This window comes from Rouxiella silvae, assembly GCF_002093625.1.
GTDB lineage: Bacteria > Pseudomonadota > Gammaproteobacteria > Enterobacterales > Enterobacteriaceae > Rouxiella > Rouxiella silvae.
Genome location: NZ_MRWD01000016.1, coordinates 22,954 through 46,662, shown reverse-complemented (window position 1 = coordinate 46,662; position 23,709 = coordinate 22,954). Strand labels below are relative to the sequence as shown.

Below are 23,709 nucleotides of genomic sequence, written 5' to 3'. Positions count from 1 at the left end.
GGGTCACTTCAGGTCAAACTCGGCCCACACGGGTGCGTGGTCAGAAGGTTTTTCCATTGCGCGCGTCTCGTAGTCAATGCCGGTCGCAATGCAGCGTGCCGCCAGCGGTTGGCTAGCCAGCACCAGGTCGATACGCAGGCCGCGGTTGTCGTCAAAGCCTTTCGAACGATAATCAAACCATGAAAAGCGGTCGTTAACCTCAGGATTCGCAGAGCGGAAGGTGTCAACCAAACCCCAACCCTTGAGTCTCTCCATCCACTCGCGCTCTTCCGGCAGGAACGAGCATTTTCCGGTGCGCAGCCAGCGTTTGCGACTGTCTTCGCCGATGCCGATATCCAAGTCAGTCGGGCTGATATTGACGTCACCCATCACCACCACCGGATTTTCAACCGCCATTTGCTGCTGTAGATAGTCCTGCAAATCCTGATAAAAGCGCTGCTTGGCCGGGAATTTAGTCGGGTGGTCGCGGCTTTCTCCCTGCGGGAAGTAGCCGTTAATCACTGTCAGCAGACCCTGCGGGGTTTGAATATCGGCCATGATGATGCGGCGTTGTGCATCTTCTTCATCGGTTGGAAAACCACGACGCACCGCCACAGGGGCTTCTTTCGTCAACAGTGCCACGCCGTAGTGGCCTTTCTGGCCGTGATAGAAGACGTGATAGCCATGCTGGCTGACCTCTTCAAGCGGGAACATGTCGTCATGGACTTTTGTTTCCTGCAGGCCGATGACGTCTGGCTGATGTTGTTCGATAATCGCCGCAAGCTGGTGAGGGCGAGCGCGTAATCCGTTGATATTAAAAGAGACGAACTTCATAGTCGGGAACCATTTGGCATTGAAATCAGGCGATGATGTTAGCAGAGTTTTTTCTCAAATGTAACGCGCCTTGCTGGCGTGCGTTAGCGCTTTTAGAGGCGGGCGGCGCAAGAAATGCGCACCGTGGGTGATGATTTAGACAGGGCGCTAATTTTCTGTCAACATTTTGTGACAGTCTCTTTTTACAGTGCCCACGACAGGGTATTATAAGCCTATGAATTTTTGCGTTTCCTGAAAAAGGTCTACACTGATGCGCCTTGAAGTATTTTGCGAAGACCGTCTGGGTCTTGCCAGAGAGTTGCTCGATTTATTAGTGCTGCGCAGTATTGATCTGCATGGGATAGAAATCGCCTCAATTGGGCGTATTTATCTCAACTTCTCGCAGCTTGACTTTGATACCTTCCGCGCGCTAATGGCAGAAATTCGCCGCATTGAAGGCGTGACCGACGTCAGAACTGTGCCTTTTATGCCTTCCGAACGTGAACACCGCGCTTTGCGTGCGTTGCTGGTCTCGATGCCTGAACCCGTATTTTCCATCGACATGAAAGGCAAGATTGAGCAGGCTAACCCAGCAGCTCAGGCCCTTTTTGAGCTTGACGATGTCAGGATCCGCAATCACACCGCCGCCAGTTTAATCAACGGCTATAACTTCACCCGTTGGCTTGAACTCGACAGCACCCGTCCGCACACCGAGCGTGTGGTGATCCACGGGCAAGATTTTCTGATGGACCTCACGCCGATTCAGCTTGACGATGAAAACATCTCTAATGAGGTGGTGGGGGCCGTGGTGATGCTTAAATCTGCTGCGCGTATGGGCCGTCAACTGCAGGATTTAACCATCAACGACGAGCGCGAATTTGACCATATTGTGGCCGTCAGTCCAAAAATGCGTCAAGTGCTTGATCAGGCTAAAAAGTTGGCGATGCTTGATGCCCCGCTGCTGATCGTCGGTGACACGGGCACGGGTAAAGATTTATTGGCACGGGCCTGCCACCTGCGCAGTGCACGTGGCAAAAATGCCTTCCTCGGCCTTAACTGTGCCTCGCTGCCCGATGACGTGGTCGAAAGTGAGCTGTTCGGCTATGCGCCGGGGGCGTATCCTAATGCGGTTGAGGGTAAAAAAGGTTTCTTTGAGCAGGCTAACGGCGGCTCGGTGCTGCTGGACGAAATTGGTGAGATGTCACCAAGGATGCAGATAAAACTGCTGCGCTTTCTCAACGACGGCACCTTTCGGCGCGTGGGAGAGGAGCATGAGGTGCGCGTTGACGTGCGGGTTATCTGTGCGACGCAGAAAAACCTGGTTGAGTTGGTGCAGCGTGGCGATTTCCGCGAAGACCTTTATTATCGCCTCAACGTGCTGACCGTCACGCTGCCTCCACTGCGCGATCGTCCTACTGACATCATGCCGCTGACCGAACTGTTTGTGGCGCGCTTTGCCGACGAGCAGGGCATGGCACGACCCAAACTGAATCCCCAACTGAGCAGTTATTTAACCCATTATGGTTGGCCAGGTAACGTGCGTCAGTTGAAAAATGCCATTTATCGCGCCCTGACTCAGCTTGAAGGCAACGAGCTTCGCCCGCAGGACGTCGCGCTGCCTGATTTCGACGTTGAGGTCACACTGGGTGAAGAGGCGTTAAACGGTTCGCTTGACGATATTAGCAAGCGCTTTGAGCGTTCAGTGCTAACGCGCCTGTACCGTACTTACCCGAGTACGCGCAAACTGGCTAAGCGTTTAGGCGTTTCGCACACGGCAATTGCCAACAAGCTGCGAGAATATGGGTTAAGCAGCCGCAGGCCGGAAGGCGACGCAGAAGAGTAAAGCGCTGTCGTTGGCAAAAAAATGAATCCCGCTATCTGGCGGGATTTTTTATGTCTATTCCTGATGCAGAGACTGCATGACCCGCGCATGCTCATTGGCCTCGAGACAGACAAACTCTGGCAGGATACTGGCAGCAGCCTGCTTCAGGGCTTCAATTAACGCCAGCACGATGGGTCGCGGTGGTTTTGACAGCGGCGTGGTGACGCCAAAATAATACGGAATGTCAACATCAAGCTCCCGCAATACCACCCCAGACAATGGCAAGCCGTAGGCGGTGACCGGTTCAAGGATCGCAACGCCCAGTCCTGCGCGAATACAGGCGAGAATGTTCACCGATGAGTTGGTTTCAATGATTCCTGCTGGTTTAACCTTGGCTTTGCGCAACACCTGCTCATAGCGCCTACGCAGGCGATACGGATTGTAGGGCGTAATCAATTTGCGATCGGCCAAATCGCCAAGCGAAATCTGACTTTTTTGCGCCAGCGGATCGCTTTCTTTCAGTGCTAATACGCAGCGTGACTGACCAATCCAATGCACCAAAACTCCCTGATGCTCAAGGGGCAGGCTGCTAACGCCTAATTCGGCCTGTGCGGTAATAATGGCGTGCGCTGTTTGCTCGGCCGAGTCGCTCAGAATTTGTACCGCATCGTCGAGGTTTATTTTTGCCAGCGCCATGGGCAGTAAACCTGAAGCCATAGACGGGGTTGCTGCAACCAGCAGCGGCGTTTTTTCTTCTTTCCAGATTTCATTGGCTCGCAGTCTTATCTGCTGCAGTGAAATCAGCGCCGTCTCTACGTATTCATGCAGGCGCAGGGCCTGCTCGGTCGGGTGAATGCGCGGCCCGTTGCGTAAAAAAAGTGGGTAACCCATCGCGTTTTCCAAATCTTGAATCAACCGGCTGACGGCAGGCTGTGAGCGCTGCAGAACTTTAGCCGCTGCTGTCACGCTGCCCGACGAGATAACCGCAGAGAAAGCCTCTAACTGTCGAAGATCTAAATCGTTGAGGGAGGTCATTTTCGCCATCGGTAAGTCCTTAATTTTTCATCAGCGACAATTTTAATTGCATTTTTAGAATAAGCTAATTATTAATTAGTATTAAGAATTCGCATACACAATGAATCATAATGCGTTTTTCATATAATTGAATATAAGTATTTTATATACGCTAGACGATAATCAGAGGTTTTAATTATGTCCGCACAGGTTGCTAACGGAACCGGATTAGATGCGCTCGAAAAGCGACTGGCCGAAGACCTCTCATTGCTGGAACTGCCGGCCAAACCGTGGGTTCCTGAACGCATGCACGACGGTTCAACGGTGCGTGACGTGATTATCATTGGTGCCGGTATGTGTGGACTGGCGGCCACCGCCAAGCTGGTGCTCTCTGGCATAAATAATGTGGTTGCCTACGATGCTGCTCCGGCAGGGCTTGAAGGACCGTGGGCTACCTTTGCCCGCATGGAAACGCTGCGTTCGCCAAAAAGCCTGCACGGTCCGGCACTCGGCCTGCCGCAGCTCACCTTCCGTGCCTGGTTCACCGCGCAGTGGGGCGCGGATGCTTGGGCGTCGTTGGACAAAATCCCCAAGCATCAGTGGATGGATTATCTGATTTGGTACCGCCGGGTTCTGGCGCTTCCGGTACAAAACGGCGTACGTATGACCGCAATCGTACCAGCTGGTGATCTGATTGCGCTGGACCTTGAAGGTGCGCAGACAGGGCGGGTTTATACGCGCCACCTGGTGCTGGCCACCGGTCGTTCTGGACTCGGCGGTTTTGCGGTTCCCGACTTTCTCAAGGACGTAGACCGCCGCTACTGGGCACATTCGGCGGATGATATTGATTTTACCGCCCTTAAAGGCAAACGTTTGGCCGTTATCGGGGCAGGCGCCTCGTCAATGGACAATGCCGCCACCGCGCTTGAGTCCGGCGCAGAGTCCCTAGATTTGCTTATCCGCCGTAAAGAGATGCCGCGCATCAACAAAATGACCGGCATCGGCAGTCAGGGCGTGGTGCACGGTATGCATCAGTTGCCCGACGCGTGGAAGTGGAAGTTTGTTGACTACACCGCGACGACCCAAACGCCACCGCCGCGGGGTTCGACTCTGCGCGTGTCTCGCCATGCCAATGCCCGATTCCTGCTCGACTGCGGCATAAACTCGGTACAGGAAGACGCCGGAGAACTGCTTATTGACACCACGCAGGGACTGTTGCGCTACGACTTCCTGATTGCCGCCACCGGTTTTTCAAACGACTTCAGTGGCCGTCCTGAGTTTACCTCGTTGGCTCCCCACATTCGCCGCTGGGCTGATGGACGCTATACCCAGAATATGGGCACGCCGCGCGCGAATCTGTTGGAGTCACCTGACCTTGGACCGGCCTTTGAGTTTCGCGAGCGGGTTCCCGGCACCTGCCCGATGCTTGCGCAGATCCACTGCTTTAACGATGCAGCAATGCTCACCCACGGCAAGGTTTCTGGTGATATTCCGGCAGTCAGCGCCGGAGCAGAGCGTCTGGTACGCGGTATAACCGCTGCGCTGTTTGCCAGCGATGTTGACACCCATTTTGCCAATTTGGTCGCTTATGACATTCCCGAACTTCAGGGCGACGAATGGACTGACTCTACCCCCTTACTCAAGAAGGATACTGCATTGTGATCGATGCAATAGACAAGGCCGCCGGCCTTTCTCCCGATGATGCGCTGTTCGAAACGCGGCGTTTTCGCCCTGAATTTGTTCAGGGTGCCGAGCTTTGTCGCCTCTCGGTGCTGCAACCGGCAAACAGTCAAGCTTTAGGGCATGATTTTCGCCTCGCCGTGGCTTTGCGTATTGCCAGATTAAACGCCGATTGGCCGCTGATTGATGATTATTCAACACAGCTGGCCGCACTGGACGTCGATGCCGCGACGGCGGCCTTTGCCAAGGGGGAGGTAAATCTTGAGCAGCCGCTGGCCACCATCGCCCGTCACGTTGATTTAGTCACGCTGACGCCGAGTGAGGCACAGGCAGGCGATATCAGGCTGCTTGAATTGGCTGGACTTGATAGCGGGAAAATTGTCGCGCTTTCCGAGCTTATTGCCTTTGTTAATTTTCAAGCCAAGGTCGCCAGCGGATTGCGCCTGATGAGGTTGCTATGATCCCGTCCGTGACCCTGAAACCGCTGACCTGGCATCCTTATCTCGCACCGGTTGAGGTTGCCGATGCCACGCCTGAACAGCTTGAAGCGATGAAGGTGACACCGTCTAACAAAAAGATATCGGAATATGTGCGCACGCTGGCGCATGACCCCGAGAGCTACGTTGCCCGCACGGTGCTCTTCAACGCCATCATGTACGTCGAAGGTGGCCTGGCCCACGCCGACCGCGAGCTGGGCGCACTGGGTGCTTCAATCGTCAATGGCTGCAAGTTTTGTGCCGTGGTTCACGCCCGACGCCATGCCAATCTGACCAAAAGTAACGACGTAGTCAGTGCGCTGTATTTTGAGCAACCCGAACTGCTTGGCCCACGTAATGCGGCGGTGTATCGCTTTGCGCGCCGACTTTCGGCGGTGCCGTCGCAGGCAACGGTTGAAGACACCGCGGCTTTAAGAGCCGTGGGATTGAACGATGCTGAAATTATTGACCTGATCCATGCCGTGTCGATTTTTGGCTGGGCCAATCGCCTGATGCACGTTCTCGGCCACGCCGACAGCGGGAAATAATCTTGATTAACGTCAACGCACCCGGAAGGAAACTCACCAGACATGCTTGAACTGCAAAATATAAAGCTCTCCTATGGAAGCTCACAGATCCTTAACGGCGTTAATCTCTCGGTAAAACGCGGTGACGTAGTGTCCATTATCGGTCCCAGCGGCACCGGTAAAACTACGCTACTGAGATGCATTAACTATTTGGCCAAGCCATCTTCTGGCAGCATCGCCTTTGACCAGATTCGCATGGACTACTCGTCGGTCGACAAACAGGCCGTTCAGGCTATTCGCCTGCGCACTGCCATGGTTTTTCAGCAGTTTAACGTCTTCAAAAATATGACAGTGCTGCAAAACGTGATGGATCCTTTGGTGGTGGTGCAGCGTAAATCGGCTGATGAGGCGAGAAAAATTGCCCTGGAAGAACTTGAGCGCGTCGGTCTTTCAGGAAAAGTTGACCACTATCCGTCACAACTTTCCGGTGGCCAACTGCAACGCACGGGTATTGCACGCGCGCTGGCGGTGCGACCGGATGTGATCCTCTTCGACGAACCGACCTCCTCACTGGACCCCGAGCTGGTGGGTGAAGTGTTGAAAGTGATTAAAGACGTTACCTCGTCCGGTATTACTTCACTGCTGGTGACCCATGAAATGCAGTTTGCCAAAAGCGTTTCAAACCGCATCGTATTTATGGACCAAGGGCTGGTGGCTGCCGAAGGGAGTCCGAGCGACATTTTTGAGCGTCCGACCAATCCACGTCTTGCCCAGTTCCTCCGTTCTGAACATTCTTATAACTCATAAAAAGGATAACAATAATGCCTGCAAACAAATCGACTTTACGCCGCCGTTTCAGCCTTGCTCTGCTGGGGGGTGTGGCTATCGCGGCCTCCTCAATCGGCTATGCCCATGCCGACGTGCGGGTGATTAAAATTGCGACGGCTGCGGAATCAAAACCACTTTCGTGGGGCGCTATCGGCGTTGAACCTCAGGGCTATGAGCCGGACCTGTTGAGAGCCATCAACGCCAAGCTGCCTCAATACAAGTTTGAAATGGAAGGCGCAGGAGAAATCGCTCAAGAAACGGGCCTCGCTACCGGTAAATACGACATGGCAACCGCCGGTTTTTATATTGCCCCTGAGCGCAGCAAACAGTTCCTGATCCCATCCAATCCGGAAGGGGCCAGCCTGATGAAAATCTACAGCCGCAAAGACAGTAACATCAGCGAAATGAAAGACCTGGTGGGCAAAAACATCGTTCCAGTGACCGCCGGCGGTGGTGTTTATAAATTTGTTAACCAATGGCAGCAGGAAAACAGCGGATACAAACTCAATATCAGCGCCTCCAGCGCCGGTGTGCCTTATCCGGACCGCCTGAAAGAAGTTCAGGGCGGCAAATACGACGCGCTAATTCTGCCATCGAACCTCGGAGAACAGACCGTGATCGATAATCTGAAGCTAAATATTAAAGCCAGCGAGCCGGTGGCCATCAAAAACACCTACGTGCTTATCCATCGTTCAGATGAAAACAAAGTGCTGGCTGACGACGTGAACAAGGCGCTTAAAGAGCTGAAAGATGACGGCACTATGGCCAAGCTGTCACAGAAGTGGTTTGGCGAAGACGTGGTTAAATACATCAAGTAGGGCGCTTATCCTTACTCCGCCTTCTTTGGTCAACGGTCAAAGCTGAAATTACATTTAGGAGTGTTTCAACGTGGATCTTACCACCATGATTCCCGAGCTACTCTCGGCTTTGCCGTTGACGCTAGCGATTATGTTTGTGGCACTCATCGCCGGCTTCCTGCTGGCGTTGATTGCGACAACCTTCCGAGTGCGCAGAATACCGGTGGTCAGCCAATTGGCCGACCTCTACGTGTCCTATGCCCGCAGCGTGCCGGTTGTGCTGCAACTGTTTGTGGCTTTTTACGGCCTGCCCATTTTTGTTGGCCTGTTTGGCATGAAAGACTTCATTACACCGACGCTGGCTTCAATGGTGGGGTTGAGTCTGTATCACGGCGGCTATTTATCCGAGGTGATGCGGCCTGCGTATTTGGCCGTTGAGCGGGGACAGCACGACGCCGCTGACAGTCTGGGATACAGTTTTTACCAAAAAGTGACCCGCATTGCCGGCCCGCAGGCGCTACATATTGGCCTTCCGGGTTATGGAAACGCCATTATTTACCTGATCCACAACGTGGCGCTGGTGATGTACATCGGGGCCGCCGACGTCATGGCAACGGCGCATCTGATTATGGAACGCTCTTATAACCAGTATCAGTTTGGAACCTATCTGGTACTTGGCGTTATCTATTCGGTACTGTGCCTGATTGCCTGGCTTATCGTGCGCTTCTTCGAGCTTCGTTTGTCGAAATACACCTCGAAGAATGCGCCCACCAAGATAAAGCTCACGGCGAGCATCTGACAGAGAGAAGGTCACTAACCTATGTTTGATATCGATGTACTGATCCCGGATTTTTGGAGCATTTTAGACGCGGTGCCCAATACGCTACTGATGGCGTTGACGATATTCATATTTTCGACCTTAATCGGCGGCCTGTTTGCGTTTATCGAGCACAAAAAGATACCGGTGCTGCGCCAACTGGTGGTGGCGTACAAAGTCACCTTTAAAGGCATTCCGATGGTGGTGATGATTTTCCTCGCCTACTACGGTCTACCGACGGCGGTGCACTTCACTGCTTCACTGTTCGGGATTGACTATAACGGCCACTCATTGCCGAACTGGGTGATTATTATCGTCGCCTTAAGCGCGTGCGTGGCGGCGTTTCAGGCTGAGGTTATCAAAGGGGCGTTAAACTCGTTTGACAGCGGTCAGGCTGATGCGGCCCATTCGCTGGGTTATACCGGCAGTCAGCTGTTTCGAAGAGTGTTGTTCCCGCAGATGATTATTGCGGCCATTCCTGACTTGGCCAACTCGTTCATGGTGATTATGAAGGCACTTTCACTGGCCTTTGCGATTGAAGTGGTCGATATATTTGCTCAGGCGCAGTTAGCGGCAGCACTCAATTATTACTATCTCGAAGCCTTTTTGGTGGCAGTGGTGTTTTACATGGTTATCGCCTACGTGGTGACCAAAATTGCCGACAAGCTTGAGGCGGCGCTTAGAGTTCGCACCTAATCTTTGAAGAAGTGGATTAAAAAAGCCGGTCAGCGCTGCTGACCGGCTTTAAACGTGCCTAAGACGTTATTCTTTTAAATTAGCAACTGACCAAATTGCGTCGTCTGCCAACATCAGCAATCAGTTAATTTCAGGATGCTGATCGATAAGATTCTTTCTTTTACCCTGTAGTTCCGCAATTTGTGCATCGATATCTTCGATTTTCTGTTCGATATTATCATGATGCTCCTGCAAAATTTCCACTGCTTCCGCTCTGTCAGACGCCGCAGGCGTTGCCCCTTTCAACGGCTTGTTGGCGGTTTCCTTCATGTAAACACCGGTAACAAGTCCAATAACGGCAACCACCATCAGGTAGTACGCAGGCATAAACAGGTTGTTGGTCGCTTCAACCAGCCAGGCGGCAATCGTTGGCGTGAGGCCAGCAACCAGCACCGAAATGTTGAAGGCAATAGCCAGCGCGCTGTAGCGAATGTTGGTTGGGAACATCGCGGGCAGCGTGGAGGCCATAACGCCGATAAAGCAGTTGAGCAACACGGCAAGGATAAGCAGACCGAGGAATATCAGACCAATCACGTTGCTTTGAATCAAAATGAAGCACGGAATTGCCAGAATAAACAGACCGATACTGCCGATAATCACAAACGGCTTACGACCAAAGCGGTCGCTCAGCAGCCCCATAAACGGTTGTACGAACAGCATACCGACCATGATGGCAATAATGATAAGCAAGCCATGGTCTTCCGAGTAGTGAAGGCTGTGTGACAGGTAGCTTGGCATGTAAGTCAGCAGCATGTAATAGGTGACATTGGTCGCGATCACCATACCTACGCTGATAATCAATGCTTTCCACTGTTTGGTGAAAATTTCGCGGAACGACACTCTCGGCGGTTCTGCAATCTCTTTACGCGAGTTGCTGTCGATTTTATCAACGTGCTGCTGGAAGGTCGGAGTCTCTTCCAGTGCGTGGCGCAGATAAATTCCAATCAGACCCAACGGTGCAGCAATAAAGAACGGCAGACGCCAACCCCAATCGAGGAAGTTTTGGTCCCCAACGATGCTAGTGATCAGAATAACTACCCCTGCGCCAAGAATAAAACCAGCGATGGAGCCGAAGTCAAGCCAGCTGCCGAGGAAGCCGCGTTTTCTGTCCGGAGAGTACTCCGCCACAAAAATGGCCGCACCGGTATATTCGCCACCCACGGAGAAACCCTGCGCCAATTTGGCTAACAGAAGCAAAATGGGCGCCCAGATACCGATGCTGGCATAGGAAGGTATCAGGCCGATACAGAAGGTACTGACCGACATAATAATGATGGTAATTGAAAGCACTTTTTGGCGACCGAACTTGTCACCGAGCCTTCCAAAGAATAGACCGCCGAGAGGGCGGACGAGGAAGGGAACAGAGAAGGTTGCCAGCGCGGCAATCATCTGTAGACCCGGATCTGCACCGGGGAAAAATACCTGACCGAGTGCGACGGCAACAAAGCCATAGACACCAAAGTCGAACCACTCCATGGCATTACCCAGAGCCGCTGCGGTGATAGCTTTTTTAAGCTTGCTATCGTCAATGATCGTAATGTCATTGATATGCATCGGTTTAACGCGTTTCTTTCTTAATTTAATCATATACTTCCCTTGTCTAAACTCACTCCACAATTTTAAGCGGGAGAAACTTTACTCTGAATACACGGCCTTAAGCATAAGTATTATAGGAGGTTTAACGAAGGAGGCAAAAAAGTTAACTTCCTGTCCCAAATATAAATATTTATTCACCAATGCCCACTTTACTTTGCAACAACTGAATCTATGGTTAAGGTCATCAGGCGATATCGCCTGCCTCACAATGGAGAAATCAACATGCGTATGAAAAGCACACTGGGCACGCTGGCAGTGGCGGCTGTACTTGGACTTGCTCTGCCCGTCACTTCCGCATTCGCCGCATTGCAGGTGGGTGAAAAAGCGCCTGATTTTGAACTTAAAGCTGCACTGGCCGGTAAGCCAACCACCTTCTCACTGAAGCAGGCGCTGCAAAAAGGGCCGGTCGTGCTCTACTTCTTCCCAGCCGCGTTCAGCGCAGGCTGTACGCTCGAAGCGCACGACTTCGCTGAAGCCACCGACGAATTTAAAAAGCAGGGTGCCACAGTTATTGGCGTGACCGCCGGTAACGTTGAACAGATTGATAAATTCTCACAGCTTGAGTGTCGCGATAAATTCACCGTGGCGGCAGATCCTGGCGCGAAAGTGGCGGCCGAATATAAAAACACGATGCAGGCCAAGGGCAACACTCTTTCCGACCGAACCTCTTACGTGATTGCGCCGGACGGCAAAATTCTGCTCAGCTATACCGATAAAAATCCGGACGCACATATTCAGAAAGCAATGGACGCGGTCAAAAAGTATCGTCAGGCCAATCCGGCTTAACCCCAAGATTTAAGTAGGTTTATTATGCTGACTGCCATTGCCGCCGCCTTCCTGGGCGGGATTATCCTCAATCTGATGCCGTGCGTGTTTCCAGTGATTTCACTCAAGGCGCTGAGCCTGATTCGCCACCACGACACACCGGCTCAGGCCCGAGCGGAAGGCCTGGCTTTTTTGTTTGGCGTAGTGGTGACCATGCTGCTGCTGGCGGGCGTGCTGCTGCTGGCTCGCTCCGGTGGCGCGGCAGTCGGCTGGGGTTTTCAACTGCAATCACCTCTGGTGATTGCGCTGCTGGCGTTAGTGATGCTGGCATCGGCGCTCAACCTTTTTGGACTGTTTGAAGTGGGGCTTTCGGTGCAAAAGGTAGGGGAAGTGGGCGGCGCGCGAGGCGGTTTGACAGGCTCGGCGCTGACTGGGGCGCTGGCGATTATCGTTGCTACTCCCTGCAGCGCACCGTTTATGGCCAGCGCCGTGGGATATGCGTTAACTCAGCCACCGGCAGTCAGTCTGATCATCTTTATTGCGTTGGCGCTGGGCTTTGCTGCCCCTTTTACGCTGATTTCATTTTTTCCGCTGCTGGCGCGAATTTTGCCCGCACCCGGTGCCTGGATGGTGACCCTCAAGCATGGTCTGGCGTTTCCGATGTTGGGAGCCGTGGCTTGGCTTATTTGGGTATTGGAACAGCAGGGCGGACAGCTCGCGCTGGCGGCCATTTTGGCCTGTTGTTTGTTGTTAAGTTTTGCCGCCTGGCTTTACGGAATGGCGCAAAAACGCCGTATGCGGGGTCGACGCCACTGGGCACTGCATATGACGACTGCCGTATTCGTTTTACTGATCGTGCCACCGCTGGCTAATCTTAAAACGGCCACCGGTTCACCTGACGTGGCAGAGGCGTCTGTCGCCCCCGCCGCCGTGGCATGGTCACCGCAAAACGTAGACGCTATAAAGGGGCAGGGTAAGCCAATCTTGGTGAACTTCACTGCTTCCTGGTGTATTACCTGTCAGGTAAACGAACAAACTTCGCTGTCAACTCAGGCCGTTAAAGCGGCTATGGCGCGCACGGATACCATTTATATGGTCGCGGATTCGACCAAGTATAATCCGGATGTTGAGCAGGCGCTGAGTGACTTTGGCCGCGGTGGATTGCCTCTTTATGTGGTCTACCCCGCAGACGGTGGCAAGCCGGTCGTGCTACCCCAAGTGCTGACGCCGAGCATCGTTATTTCCGCACTCGATCACGCGACGCAAAACGGGACTAAATCGTGAAGGGCAGGAATATGAAAACCTGCGGTCATACGCCTTGTTGACACTGTGCTCGTCAAACTTAGCGGAAATAATCTATAAAAAAACCCCACCGAATGGCGGGGCCTGATAGTCGGTAAAATTAATTATTTCAGAACGGCAATGGCAGCGTCATAGTTTGGTTCGTCGGTGATTTCACCCACCAGTTCGCTGTGCAGCACGTTATCTTGCTCATCGAGCACGATAACTGCACGCGATGTCAGGCCAGCCAGAGGGCCGTCGGTGATAGCAACGCCGTAGGTTGATTTGAAATCTTCGCCGCGCAGGGTGGAGAGGGTCACCACGTTAGCCAGGCCTTCTGCGCCACAGAAACGAGACTGTGCGAAAGGCAGGTCGCCAGAAATACACAGCACCACAGTGTTATCGAGTTCGCCAACTACCTGGTTGAATTTACGCACGGACGCCGCGCAAACGCCGGTATCAACGCTTGGGAAAATATTCAGGACTTTACGTTTACCGGCGAAGCTGCTCAACGCAACGTCTGACAAGTCTTTAGCGACCAGCGTAAACGGCTTAGCGACGTCGCCTTTTTGCGGCAACTGACCGGCAACGCTAACAGGATTGCCTTGAAGATGTACGGTCTGAGTCATGATTTATCCTTAATGCGATGTTGCAAGAGTGCTCAAGTTTACAGGCACTTTGTTGCAAAAGTATGGGTTTTTCAATCAGTTCAAGTTTAAGTTAACAATCGGGTCTTTAAAAGGCCAATTTACAGCTTGGAAACTTTCCGTTTTCGCGGGTTCGTTCGCCAGCCACCACCCCAGTGTCTGCATGAACCTGCTCGTGGGGTTCAGTTCAAACGGGTGAGGCGATAAAAATAAACGTAACAAGGGGTTCGAGCGGAATATCAAAACCCCTCGACTATAATGATCAAAGCCTCGCTGCATCTTGCCCGACGGCGTTTTGATGGAGTAGTGAATGAGAAGCGTACGCTTTTATCCTGAAGCCTGGCCGCTGCATACGGCGTTTGTTATCGCACGCGGCAGTCGTAGTGAAGCGCGTGTTATTGTGGTCGAAATTGAACAGGACGGGGTAGTGGGTATCGGTGAATGCACGCCGTATCCGCATTTTGGTGAAAGTGAAATTTCGGTAATGGCCCAGTTGGACTCAGTGAGTCAGAGCATTGAAAACGGCGCTGAACGTGATGCGCTAGAAAAACTTTTGCCCGCAGGCGCGGCGCGAAATGCCCTGGACTCGGCACTGTGGAATTTACAGCAGCAGCAGAGCGGTGAAACCTTGTGGCAGCTTACTGACACGCATCCCGCGGCCTCAATCAGTATGGCGCAAACGCTGAGCGTGGACACGCCCGAGGCAATGGCGGAGGCCGCCATTGCTCATCAGCAAAACGGCGCAACGCTGCTCAAAATTAAACTCGATAATCATTTTATTACCGAACGCATGGTCGCAATCCGCACAGCGGTACCCAATGTCTCGCTGATTGTTGACGCCAACGAGTCATGGCAAAGCGAAGGACTGGCGTCGCGTTGCCAGCTGTTAGCCGACCTCGGCGTACTAATGCTGGAACAGCCGCTCCCCGCCGGTCAGGATGAAGGTTTGGAAAATTTTATTCATCCGCTGCCTATTTGCGCCGATGAAAGCTGTCATACCGCTGAGGACGTACTGCTGCTGGCCGGTCGCTATGAGATGGTTAATATTAAATTGGATAAAACAGGCGGGCTGACCGCCGCGTTAAAGCTGGCAGCCGCTGCCCGTGAAAGTGGGCTGGAGATTATGCTCGGTTGCATGCTGTGCACTTCACGCGCGGTGCGCGCAGCACTGCCGTTAACGGAAGGGGCAAAGTTTATCGACCTTGATGGGCCTACCTGGCTTGAAAAAGACGTGGTGCCCGGCTTGGCGTTTCACGGCGGGGTGATCGATTTACAAGCCACCGGCGATTAAACGATCGGCGCTGAAGCGTATAAAACATCAAGCCCCGGCGCTTGTAGCAACGGGGCGTGAGGGGTTGTCTATTGATCTGGGTGCAATGGCTTAAATGTGGAAAATTACTTCTTGGCCAACGGATCAAATACGGTGTAAGGCGAACAGGTATAAACCTGGCCCGCCATGGTGAGCTGATAAAGCTCAGCACCTTTGGTGCCCGCGGAGTTTTCATTAATGCCGAATTTGATCACCGTGTTGGAGGGATCGGGTGTGAAGGTTTTAGTGTCTGCGTTATACGAAGAAAGTGTGTACTTCACCTTGTCACTCTCATCAGCAGTGCGGTTGCCGAAATAAATCTGCGAAGCATTGGTTTTTGGGTCGGTAATCTGCATAACCATAGTGTCATCGCTGGCGATCGCGCTGGTCAGCACCTTCATTCCACCGCAGTGGGTATAACCCGCCGCCGTGTAATCACCAATCATATCAGCGGCATGTACCACATTGGTCATAGACCCAATAACCAACAGTGACAGAAGCATTTTTTTCATTTTGTTATTTAACCTGATGTAAAAGGGGGCGTTATGTTTGCAAAAGCGTGAAGCCTCGTTAGCGTAGTGTATGAATTCATGTCTCAGCGTCTATTTCTTCAATGCAAGAAAGTATGTCAGCCTATGCCCGGCGCGGTTTTAAACATTAATTTTGTTCAAAACTGACCCGCCGTTATCTTAAAAATGGCTGCCCGCAAAAATTTATCGACAGTGACCACATCTTGAAACACTCTTACGCCGTGCACACACATCTTCATCGGGCCTGCGTGTCATTATTAGTCCGTTAATCGGTTACTGCAATGGTACGCTTTTAAAACCGATGTGTTGGAGCTTCAAAGAGTTAACGCTAGACTTATATTATTGAGAAGAGAAAGTGAGGAATAACGTGGACGTGATTAAGGGTGAAGAACTACAGGTCTCTGACGCAGTTTATGCGTATCAGCTCGACGGCAAAGGTGGCGTGAGCGAGATTGACACGAATTGCGAAGCCAGTATTGCTAAACCCTGCTGGCTGCACCTCGACTATTCCATGCCCAACAGCGAAAAATGGATTAACAGTACGCCGGTTTTACCCGACAGTGTGCGTGAGGCCTTGGCCGGTGAGAGTATTCGGCCTAAAGTTCTGCGCATGGGCGACGGCACGTTGATTACGCTGCGCAGCATCAATCTTAACGCCAATGCGCGCCCTGATCAGTTGGTAACCATTCGTGTGTATCTCACCGATAAAATGATTGTTTCTACGCGTCATCGCAAAGTGTTTTCGATGAATGAAATTATCAATGATATGCAGCAGGGAACCGGTCCAACGGATACGGGCAGCTGGCTGGTGGAGATGTGTGATGCGCTGACCGATCACACCAGCGATTTTATTGAAGATTTGCACGATAAAATCATCGATTTTGAAGACGCCCTGTTGGAGCAGCAGGTGCCTGAGCGTGGACAAATGGCGTTACTGCGTAAGCAACTGATCGTGCTACGTCGCTACATGTCCCCACAGCGTGACGTGTTTGCCCGATTGGCGAGTGAGCGTTTTCCCTGGATGACTGACGACGAGCGCCGCCGTATGCAGGAAATCTCTGACCGTCTGGGACGCGGGCTTGATGATTTAGATTCAAGCATTGCGCGCACGGCGGTGCTGTCTGACGAAATCAGTTCACTGATGGCCGACGCGCTGAATCGCCGCACCTATACTATGTCGCTGCTGGCGATGGTCTTCTTGCCCACCACCTTCCTGACCGGGCTATTTGGCGTCAATTTGGGCGGCATACCAGGAGCCAGCAATCACTTGAGCTTTGCGGTGTTCTGCGCTTTGCTGGTAATTCTGGTTGGCGGTGTTGCGTGGTGGATGAAGCGCAGCAAGTGGTTGTAATCATTGCGTAGTGTATGAGAATTGCATAAAAAAAAGCCGGTCAAAGACCGGCATTATTCGAATCAATTACGCTATGCAATAATTCTAAAATAAGACAATATGGAGCACAACGCCCATCGCTTGACGTTGCATTCACCTGCGATATGAATACTGCGCCAAACAGGGTCAGTCGACATTGATTTAGCGCAACTTTTTACGAGCAAAATATCAATCTCCTACACTCCTGTTAATCAACGCTGAGCATCCGATTGAACAGCATGCCGATCAGCGTCTCTGGGTCATGCTTGATCAAACGGATCACCCAAAAAGAGGCAACTTCAGCGCGTTGATTGGCATTGTGGTCGACGTTTTCAACGAAAGACGTTGACGAAATACAGAGGCAGCACTGAGAGGGGTGACTAGCAGCGACATTTCCAACCACGCCCCCATTGTGTTCTATTATCATTTATTGACTTATAACCCTCAGATTTAGCCAAGAATTTTCTCTCGCAAACCCAGTGTTAGCGCAGTTGCAGAGACTGCGTATCTCCCTTCAGGCTTTACTCCTTTTATCCATAAAGATATCTAGACATCCATACGTTCGTTTTGTAGAGTGTCCAATATTAAACGAATCCTAACGGCTTAGGCTAAACGCGGATAATGCAACAAAAGATGAATAATAACATTGTGATACTTGATGGCGGTATGGGCCGTGAACTTGCTCGAATGGGCGCACCGTTTCGTCAGCCAGAGTGGTCCGCGCTGGCATTAATGGAGGCACCGCACTTCGTTCGACAGGCGCACGATGCCTTTATTGCTGCCGGTTCTCAGGTTATTAGCACCAACAGCTATGCCGTAGTGCCGTTCCACGTCAGCGACGAGGTTTTTGCACGGCGCGGTGCAGAATTAATTGCCCTGTCAGGAAAACTGGCGCGAGAAGCCGCAGAGGCCTCGCCATCACCGGTTAAAGTAGCCGGTTCGCTGCCGCCGGTGCTCGGCTCCTATCGTCCAGACCTGTTTGAACCCATAAAGGCACGTGCGCTGCTCGACGTGCTGGTGGCTCAGCTCAGTCCATACGTAGATTATTGGCTGGCCGAGACGCAAAGTTCAGTGGCCGAAGTTGAGTTGATACGAGAAGCGTTGGGCAACGACAACCGGCCACTGTGGCTGTCGTTTACATTAGAAGACAGTCTAGACGAGCAGGGTGCGGCACGATTGCGCTCGGGTGAATCGATTACTGATGCGGTGAACGCGGTATTGCGATTAAAGGCGCACGCGGTGTTGTTCAACTGTAGTCGCCCAGAAGTGATGGCCAGCGCGGTAAAAGAGGCGAGCCGCGTGACGAAACAGCACAGTACACAGCTCGAAATTGGCGTCTATGCCAACGCCTTTGAGCCTTCTGACAACAAACGCGGCGCTAACGAAGGCCTGAGTGAAATGCGTAAAGATACCGATCCACAGGGCTATTTGAGCTTTGCTGAAGAATGGGTAACGGCGGGAGCCACCATGATTGGCGGCTGCTGCGGTATCGGGCCGGAGCACATTGCTGCGCTGAGTCAGGCGCTTAGCGCAAAATAATAATATCCAGAAAGTGTTTTATGTCTTTATACAGACAATATTAAGGCATTTTTTGAAATAGCTGAGATAGAGAGGGGCATCCCTCGCTAAGGGAAACATTCATGATAGATCGTCGTTCTTTTATCAAAAGTGCAGGGGCAATTTCCATTGCTGCGGCAACCGGCTCACTGTGGCCGTTTTCAAACGCCTTTGCAGATGAAGCGGCTGTGCCTAAAAAGGGCGGTCATCTGGTTGTCGGCGTTGATAACGCCTCCAGCACTGACCGGCTTGACCCGGCATTCTGGTTTGAAACCTACATGTATTTCGTCGGTTCGCAAATTTTTAACAGCCTGGTCGAAATTGATGAGAAGGCCGAGCTGGCACCTTCGTTGGCCGAGTCCTGGTCATCCTCCGATAACAGTAAAACTTGGGTGCTGAAAATCCGCCAAGGCGTACAGTTCCATGACGGACGCACACTGGGCGCTAAAGACGTGGTTTATTCGCTCAACCACCACCGCGGTGAGAAGTCGACCTCGCCCGTTAAAGGCTATCTCGAGCCGGTTGAGTCAATTACGGCTAGCGGAGACCATGAAGTCACCCTTAAGCTGAACTCGCCGGACGTTGAGTTCGTCTGGCTACTGAGTGCGGTGCACTTTGTTATCACCGCCGAAAACGAAAGCTTTGATAAAGGCATCGGCACCGGCGCATTTATTCTTGAGAAGTTCCAGCCGGGCGTCTCGACGCTAACCAAACGCAATCCTAACCACTGGAACAGTGCGCGCGGACACGTTGATTCTGTAGAAACGCTGGCCATGAATGATTCAACTGCACGCGTCGCGGCCTTGGTCAGCGGTTCGGCGCAGCTGATTAACCGCGTTAATCCTCGTATCGTGGGTCGCATTCAGCACATGCCAAACATTCAACTGGTGCGTGCGAAAGACAGTGCGATTTACACCTTCCCTGGTCTGTCTAATCTTGCACCTTTCAACAACGTGGACGGCCGTCTGGCACTTAAATACGCCATTGACCGCAAGCAGATTATTGATACCGTGCTCGGCGGCTTTGCCAGCGTGGCCAATGATAATCCCTTCTTCCCGTCGAATCGTTATTTCGCCGCAGACATTCCACAGCGCCCCTATGACCCAGACCAGGCGCGTTTCCACTGGAAAAAGTCAGGATTTAGCGGTCCATTAACGCTTTCGGTCGCTGATGCTGGCTTCCCGGGATCGGTCGATGCGGCGCAGCTTTATCAACAGTCGGCGGCGAAGGCCGGCATCGATATCAAGGTGGATCACGTGCCGGACGATGCCTTCTGGAACGATACCTGGCAGAAGAAAGTGTTTGTTTCTTCCAACTGGGCCAGCCGTCCAACCGCCGATGCCATGCTGTCGCTGGTGTTCACCAGCCAGTCCTCGTGGAACGAGTCCGCCTGGCACGTGCCGGCCTTCGACGCGATGGTGAAAGCCGCGCGCGGAGAAGCCAACGAAGCGAAGCGCAAGCAGATTTATCATGATATTCAGGTGATGCTGGTGGACCAGGGCAGTGAAGTTATCCCGCTTTACGCCGACGCGCTAGACGGCTGCTCGAGCAAGATTAAAGGCTTTACGTCTATTCCCGGCATGCCATTAAGCGGCAACCGTGCGGCAGAGAAAGTCTGGATTGAAAGCTAATACGCGGGATAGAGATCAGGTAAACGTCATGTCGGAACTTACTACGCAACGGCCTTTGGGCCGTTCCTCTTTGCTACGCCTTGTTGCGCTGCGTCTGTGCTACGGCCTGTTGATGGTATTGGCCGTGTCGGTGCTGATATTTATTGGCGTACAGCTGTTGCCGGGCAATGCTGCCACCGCCATTCTCGGACAAACCGCAACGCCGGATGCCATTCGAGAACTCAACCTTCAGTTGGGGCTCGACAAGCCTGCCGTGGGTCGCTACCTAAGCTGGTTGGCGGGAATTGTGCACGGTGATTTTGGCATTAGCTACACCAGCCGTCAGGCCATTGCTGGCCCGCTGTTTACCCGCCTCGGGAATACGCTATTTTTAGCCGGATGTACCGCAGTGATTGCCGTGCCATTGGCGCTGGCGATAGGATTTTTGTCAGTGCGCTATCAAGGGGGGATCATCGATACCCTGCTCAATGGTGTAGCACGCGCAGCCGTGGCGCTGCCGGAGTTTTTCTCCGGTTATCTGTTGATTCTGATATTTGCCATTACGCTGGCATGGGCACCGAGCAACAGTACGCTGTCAGACTCGATGTCGTTCTCGGCCAGACTTTCAGCGATTGCCCTGCCGTGCGCCACGCTGGTGCTGGCGATTGTCGGGCACATGAGCAACATGACCCGCGCGGCGCTTATTGCCGCACAAAGTGCTGCCTACGTTGACACTGCGCTACTCAAGGGATTAACGCCTGCGCGTATTCTCTGGCGTCACGTGTTACCCAACGCGCTGGGGCCTATCATCAACGTGGTCGCTATCAACTTGGCCTATTTAATGGTTGGGGTGGTTATTGTTGAAAACGTATTTGTTTATCCTGGCTTGGGGCAGTACATGGTCGACAGCATCAGCAAGCGCGATATTCCTGTGATGCAGGACTGTGCGCTGCTGCTGGCGGGAATTTATATTTTATTGAATCTTTTGGCCGACGTACTGGCGCTGGTCGCTAACCCGCGATTACGCCACAGCCGTTAAGCGCTACCCAAGGAATTGTTTAGATGCCCGCATTAAAACCCACGGCAATTTTAGGACTGATAGGGCTGACCCTGTTTGTGCTGGTTGCTATTTTTGCCCCTTGGCTGGCTCCGTATGCGCCAGATAAAGTCATCGGCATGGCCTGGCAGGCACCAGACGCGACGCTGCGTCTCGGCACCGACAATTTGGGACGCGACCTGCTGTCGCGCATGATTTGGGGCACCCGCGTGTCGCTTGGCGTGACCACGTTAGCGGCACTGTTGGCCTTTGCCGTTGGCTGCACGCTCGGCTTTATTGCCGGCGTCAGCGGGGGCTGGCTTGATCAGACCATTTCACGCCTCAACGATATTGTGATGGCTATCCCGACGCTGATTTTTGCACTGATCGTGTTGGCGGTATTGCCGAAAACCATTCTGACGCTGACGCTGGTGTTGGGTTTGCTGGAGTCAACGCGCGTGCTGCGGGTGGCGCGTGCGTTGGCGGTGGACATTGGCATTATGGAGTTTGTGGATGTCGCCAGACTGCGCGGTGAAAGCCTTGTTTGGATCCTCTGGCGGGTGATTTTGCCTAACGCCCTGCAAACGCTTATTGCCGAATTTGGCCTGCGCTTTATCTTTATTTTGCTGTTTCTTTCGGCGCTCTCATTCCTTGGGCTGGGTATTCAGCCACCGACGGCGGACTGGGGCGGATTGGCGCGTGATAACAAAGACGGTATTCTGTTTGGCGTCTGGGCCGCGCTGGTTCCTGGTGGTGCAATTGCAGTCCTGGCGTTGGCGATTAACGCAGTCGCCGACTGGCTAATGAGCGGTACATCACGCTCCTGGGGAGGCCATCATGGCTGATGCTAAACAGGCTCCGCTGCTGTGCGTTGAACAGTTGGTGGTAGTTTCAGCCGATAAGGCGAAGCGTAGATTGGTCGACAATGTCTCCTTCGACCTGCGGGCGGGAGAAGTGTTGGGCCTGATTGGTGAGTCCGGTGCCGGTAAATCGACCATTGGTTTAGCGATACTTGGCCACTGTCGCGACGGTATGCGCATTGAGTCTGGCAAAATTCAGTTTAAAGATACCTGTCTGAATCGCCAGTCGCCGCGGCAGCTGAGGACGATTCGTGGCAAAAAAATAGCCTACGTTGCCCAGTCTGCGGGGGCGTCGTTTAACCCAGCAATTACCCTCGGTGAGCAGGTTATTGAGGCAACGCTGAAACACCGCATTTTGCCGCGCCAGCAGGCTCAGGCTAAAGCGATTGCGCTTTTCAGTCAGTTGGGGCTGCCGGACCCGGCACAGTTTTATCAGCGTTATCCGCATCAGGTTTCCGGCGGCCAGCTACAGCGGGCGATGATTGCCATGGCACTGTGCGCAGGCCCTGAACTGCTTATTTTTGACGAGCCGACCACCGCGTTAGATGTCACCACCCAGCTCGGCGTGCTCAAGGCGATTGCCGACGTTATCCGTATTTCCGGCGTGGCGGCAATTTATATCTCTCACGACTTGGCGGTGGTGGCGCAAATCAGTGACCGAATTATGGTGCTGCAACATGGCAAAACTGTTGAGCATGCACCGACCCAGCAACTGTTAAACTCACCGGCTGAGGACTATACACGACGCCTGCTCAATGCGCAGGGTGAACATCGCGAGCCGATGCCGATGAATCAGCCTGAACTGCTGCGTATCGACAATATCAGTGCGCGCTATCATCATCAGCCCGTGCTGAAAAATGTCACACTGTCACTTTCTCGTGGCAGAACGCTAGCGGTAATTGGTGAATCAGGATCGGGAAAATCCACGTTGGGCAAGGTCATTTGTGGCCTGCATGTACCGGAAAGCGGCAGCGTAAGCCTCGCCAATCAGCCGTTGGCCGCCGGTCTAAAATCCCGCACTCGACAACAGCTGCGAGATATTCAGCTTATTCATCAAATTCCTGATACCGCGCTGAATCCCAAAGAGATGATCGGCAGGCAAGTCTCCCGCGTGCTCGAATGTTTTACCTCACTCAATCGTAAACAGCGTGAGGCGCGCGTAGCAGAGCTACTGGCACAGGTAGGGCTTAACAGTGAACTTGCAGCGCGTTATCCGGCTGCGCTATCCGGCGGGCAAAAACAGCGTGTTTGCATTGCAAGGGCGTTGGCCGCTGAGCCAAAACTGATTATTTGTGATGAACCGACTTCGGCGCTTGATCCACTGGTGGCCCGCGATGTGTTGGCGCTGCTGCGACAGATTCAGGAGCAAACAGGGATATCATACCTGTTTATTACTCACGATTTGCAGGTGGTGCGTGAGGTGGCCGACGATGTTGCCGTGCTGTTTAAAGGGGAAATCGTTCGCAACGGTTCAGTGTTTAACACACTGGCAGAACCACTGGACAGTTACACCCGTGAACTGCTGCGTTCGGTGCCAGAAATGCGCGTCGGTTGGCTACAGGAGCAGCATGCTTAAGGAAGCGTGCTGGTCATAAAAAACGCGCCAAACGTTGAGTTTTCGGCGCGTTTTTTTGAATTTTCAGGCCGTCTAAACGTTGTAA

At 52.8% G+C, this 23,709-nt stretch carries 23 protein-coding genes; 17 read left to right on the top strand and 6 right to left on the bottom strand.

Annotated elements, in window-relative coordinates; translation table 11 throughout:
• Nucleotides 1-3: 3 nt before the first annotated feature.
• Nucleotides 4-813, bottom strand: a complete 810-nt coding sequence (gene xthA / locus BS639_RS08565) for an exodeoxyribonuclease III (protein ID WP_055771437.1) — start codon at nucleotides 811-813, stop codon at nucleotides 4-6.
• Nucleotides 814-1,063: 250 nt separating this feature from the next.
• Here xthA and tyrR point away from each other — a divergent pair, with 250 nt between their 5' ends.
• Nucleotides 1,064-2,635, top strand: a complete 1,572-nt coding sequence (tyrR, locus tag BS639_RS08560; protein ID WP_084982846.1) for a transcriptional regulator TyrR — start codon at nucleotides 1,064-1,066, stop codon at nucleotides 2,633-2,635.
• A gap of 54 nt (nucleotides 2,636-2,689) precedes the next feature.
• Here the strand turns inward: tyrR and BS639_RS08555 are convergent, their stop codons facing one another.
• On the bottom strand, nucleotides 2,690-3,649 hold the full coding sequence (locus BS639_RS08555; protein ID WP_055772482.1) for a LysR family transcriptional regulator: 960 nt from the start codon (nucleotides 3,647-3,649) through the stop codon (nucleotides 2,690-2,692).
• A 177-nt stretch (nucleotides 3,650-3,826) separates the two neighbouring features.
• Between BS639_RS08555 and BS639_RS08550 the strand changes: the two genes are divergently transcribed.
• From BS639_RS08550 to BS639_RS08520, 7 genes are all read left to right on the top strand, one after another.
• Nucleotides 3,827-5,290, top strand: coding sequence for an NAD(P)-binding domain-containing protein (locus tag BS639_RS08550; protein ID WP_055771442.1), 1,464 nt, complete (start codon nucleotides 3,827-3,829; stop codon nucleotides 5,288-5,290).
• On the top strand, nucleotides 5,287-5,769 hold the full coding sequence (locus BS639_RS08545) for a CMD domain-containing protein (RefSeq protein ID WP_055771447.1): 483 nt from the start codon (nucleotides 5,287-5,289) through the stop codon (nucleotides 5,767-5,769). Before BS639_RS08550 ends, BS639_RS08545 begins: the two co-directional genes overlap by 4 nt.
• Nucleotides 5,766-6,332 (top strand): peroxidase-related enzyme, encoded by a 567-nt coding sequence (locus BS639_RS08540; RefSeq protein ID WP_055771450.1) that lies wholly within the window; start codon nucleotides 5,766-5,768, stop codon nucleotides 6,330-6,332. Before BS639_RS08545 ends, BS639_RS08540 begins: the two co-directional genes overlap by 4 nt.
• Before the next feature lie 42 nt (nucleotides 6,333-6,374).
• The gene (locus tag BS639_RS08535) at nucleotides 6,375-7,118 is read left to right on the top strand and encodes an amino acid ABC transporter ATP-binding protein (RefSeq protein WP_055771452.1); all 744 of its coding nucleotides are present in this window, start codon (nucleotides 6,375-6,377) and stop codon (nucleotides 7,116-7,118) included.
• A 14-nt stretch (nucleotides 7,119-7,132) separates the two neighbouring features.
• On the top strand, nucleotides 7,133-7,957 hold the full coding sequence (locus tag BS639_RS08530) for a transporter substrate-binding domain-containing protein (protein ID WP_055771455.1): 825 nt from the start codon (nucleotides 7,133-7,135) through the stop codon (nucleotides 7,955-7,957).
• Nucleotides 7,958-8,042: 85 nt separating this feature from the next.
• The gene (locus BS639_RS08525; protein ID WP_206601154.1) at nucleotides 8,043-8,735 is read left to right on the top strand and encodes an amino acid ABC transporter permease; all 693 of its coding nucleotides are present in this window, start codon (nucleotides 8,043-8,045) and stop codon (nucleotides 8,733-8,735) included.
• Between the two features lie 21 nt (nucleotides 8,736-8,756).
• Complete coding sequence (locus tag BS639_RS08520; protein WP_084982845.1) at nucleotides 8,757-9,449, top strand: amino acid ABC transporter permease; 693 nt, start codon at nucleotides 8,757-8,759, stop codon at nucleotides 9,447-9,449.
• 120 nt (nucleotides 9,450-9,569) lie between these two features.
• Here the strand turns inward: BS639_RS08520 and proP are convergent, their stop codons facing one another.
• A complete protein-coding gene (proP, locus tag BS639_RS08515) occupies nucleotides 9,570-11,072 on the bottom strand; it encodes a glycine betaine/L-proline transporter ProP (RefSeq protein WP_055772485.1) in 1,503 nt (500 codons plus the stop codon).
• A gap of 234 nt (nucleotides 11,073-11,306) precedes the next feature.
• On the opposite strand from proP, the gene BS639_RS08510 reads away from it, so the two are divergent.
• Both BS639_RS08510 and BS639_RS08505 read left to right on the top strand, forming a co-directional pair.
• A complete protein-coding gene (locus BS639_RS08510; RefSeq protein WP_084982844.1) occupies nucleotides 11,307-11,870 on the top strand; it encodes a peroxiredoxin in 564 nt (187 codons plus the stop codon).
• Between the two features lie 24 nt (nucleotides 11,871-11,894).
• Nucleotides 11,895-13,133, top strand: coding sequence for a protein-disulfide reductase DsbD family protein (locus BS639_RS08505; protein ID WP_084982843.1), 1,239 nt, complete (start codon nucleotides 11,895-11,897; stop codon nucleotides 13,131-13,133).
• A 122-nt stretch (nucleotides 13,134-13,255) separates the two neighbouring features.
• Here BS639_RS08505 and tpx read toward each other — a convergent pair whose 3' ends face one another.
• Nucleotides 13,256-13,759 carry a thiol peroxidase gene (gene tpx, locus BS639_RS08500; RefSeq protein WP_084982842.1) on the bottom strand — a complete coding sequence of 168 codons (504 nt, stop codon included), beginning with the start codon at nucleotides 13,757-13,759 and terminating at the stop codon, nucleotides 13,256-13,258.
• Between the two features lie 328 nt (nucleotides 13,760-14,087).
• On the opposite strand from tpx, the gene ycjG reads away from it, so the two are divergent.
• Nucleotides 14,088-15,068, top strand: coding sequence for an L-Ala-D/L-Glu epimerase (ycjG, locus tag BS639_RS08495; protein WP_084982841.1), 981 nt, complete (start codon nucleotides 14,088-14,090; stop codon nucleotides 15,066-15,068).
• A gap of 104 nt (nucleotides 15,069-15,172) precedes the next feature.
• Here ycjG and BS639_RS08490 read toward each other — a convergent pair whose 3' ends face one another.
• Nucleotides 15,173-15,598, bottom strand: coding sequence for a hypothetical protein (locus BS639_RS08490; RefSeq protein ID WP_084982840.1), 426 nt, complete (start codon nucleotides 15,596-15,598; stop codon nucleotides 15,173-15,175).
• Nucleotides 15,599-15,983: 385 nt separating this feature from the next.
• On the opposite strand from BS639_RS08490, the gene zntB reads away from it, so the two are divergent.
• Complete coding sequence (zntB, locus tag BS639_RS08485; protein WP_084982839.1) at nucleotides 15,984-16,967, top strand: zinc transporter ZntB; 984 nt, start codon at nucleotides 15,984-15,986, stop codon at nucleotides 16,965-16,967.
• Nucleotides 16,968-17,193: 226 nt separating this feature from the next.
• On the opposite strand, the gene BS639_RS08480 is transcribed toward zntB, so the two are convergent.
• Nucleotides 17,194-17,412 (bottom strand): hypothetical protein, encoded by a 219-nt coding sequence (locus BS639_RS08480; protein ID WP_084982838.1) that lies wholly within the window; start codon nucleotides 17,410-17,412, stop codon nucleotides 17,194-17,196.
• Nucleotides 17,413-17,618: 206 nt separating this feature from the next.
• Here BS639_RS08480 and BS639_RS08475 point away from each other — a divergent pair, with 206 nt between their 5' ends.
• From BS639_RS08475 to BS639_RS08455, 5 genes are all read left to right on the top strand, one after another.
• Complete coding sequence (locus BS639_RS08475) at nucleotides 17,619-18,524, top strand: homocysteine S-methyltransferase family protein (RefSeq protein ID WP_084982837.1); 906 nt, start codon at nucleotides 17,619-17,621, stop codon at nucleotides 18,522-18,524.
• A gap of 104 nt (nucleotides 18,525-18,628) precedes the next feature.
• On the top strand, nucleotides 18,629-20,173 hold the full coding sequence (locus tag BS639_RS08470) for an ABC transporter substrate-binding protein (RefSeq protein WP_173882077.1): 1,545 nt from the start codon (nucleotides 18,629-18,631) through the stop codon (nucleotides 20,171-20,173).
• 28 nt (nucleotides 20,174-20,201) lie between these two features.
• Nucleotides 20,202-21,191: an ABC transporter permease gene (locus BS639_RS08465; protein ID WP_084982835.1), complete on the top strand. Its 990-nt coding sequence runs from the start codon at nucleotides 20,202-20,204 to the stop codon at nucleotides 21,189-21,191.
• 23 nt (nucleotides 21,192-21,214) lie between these two features.
• Nucleotides 21,215-22,033 carry an ABC transporter permease gene (locus tag BS639_RS08460; protein WP_084982834.1) on the top strand — a complete coding sequence of 273 codons (819 nt, stop codon included), beginning with the start codon at nucleotides 21,215-21,217 and terminating at the stop codon, nucleotides 22,031-22,033.
• A complete protein-coding gene (locus tag BS639_RS08455) occupies nucleotides 22,026-23,624 on the top strand; it encodes an ABC transporter ATP-binding protein (RefSeq protein WP_084982833.1) in 1,599 nt (532 codons plus the stop codon). The genes BS639_RS08460 and BS639_RS08455 overlap by 8 nt, the downstream gene beginning before the upstream one ends.
• Nucleotides 23,625-23,709: the final 85 nt, after the last annotated feature.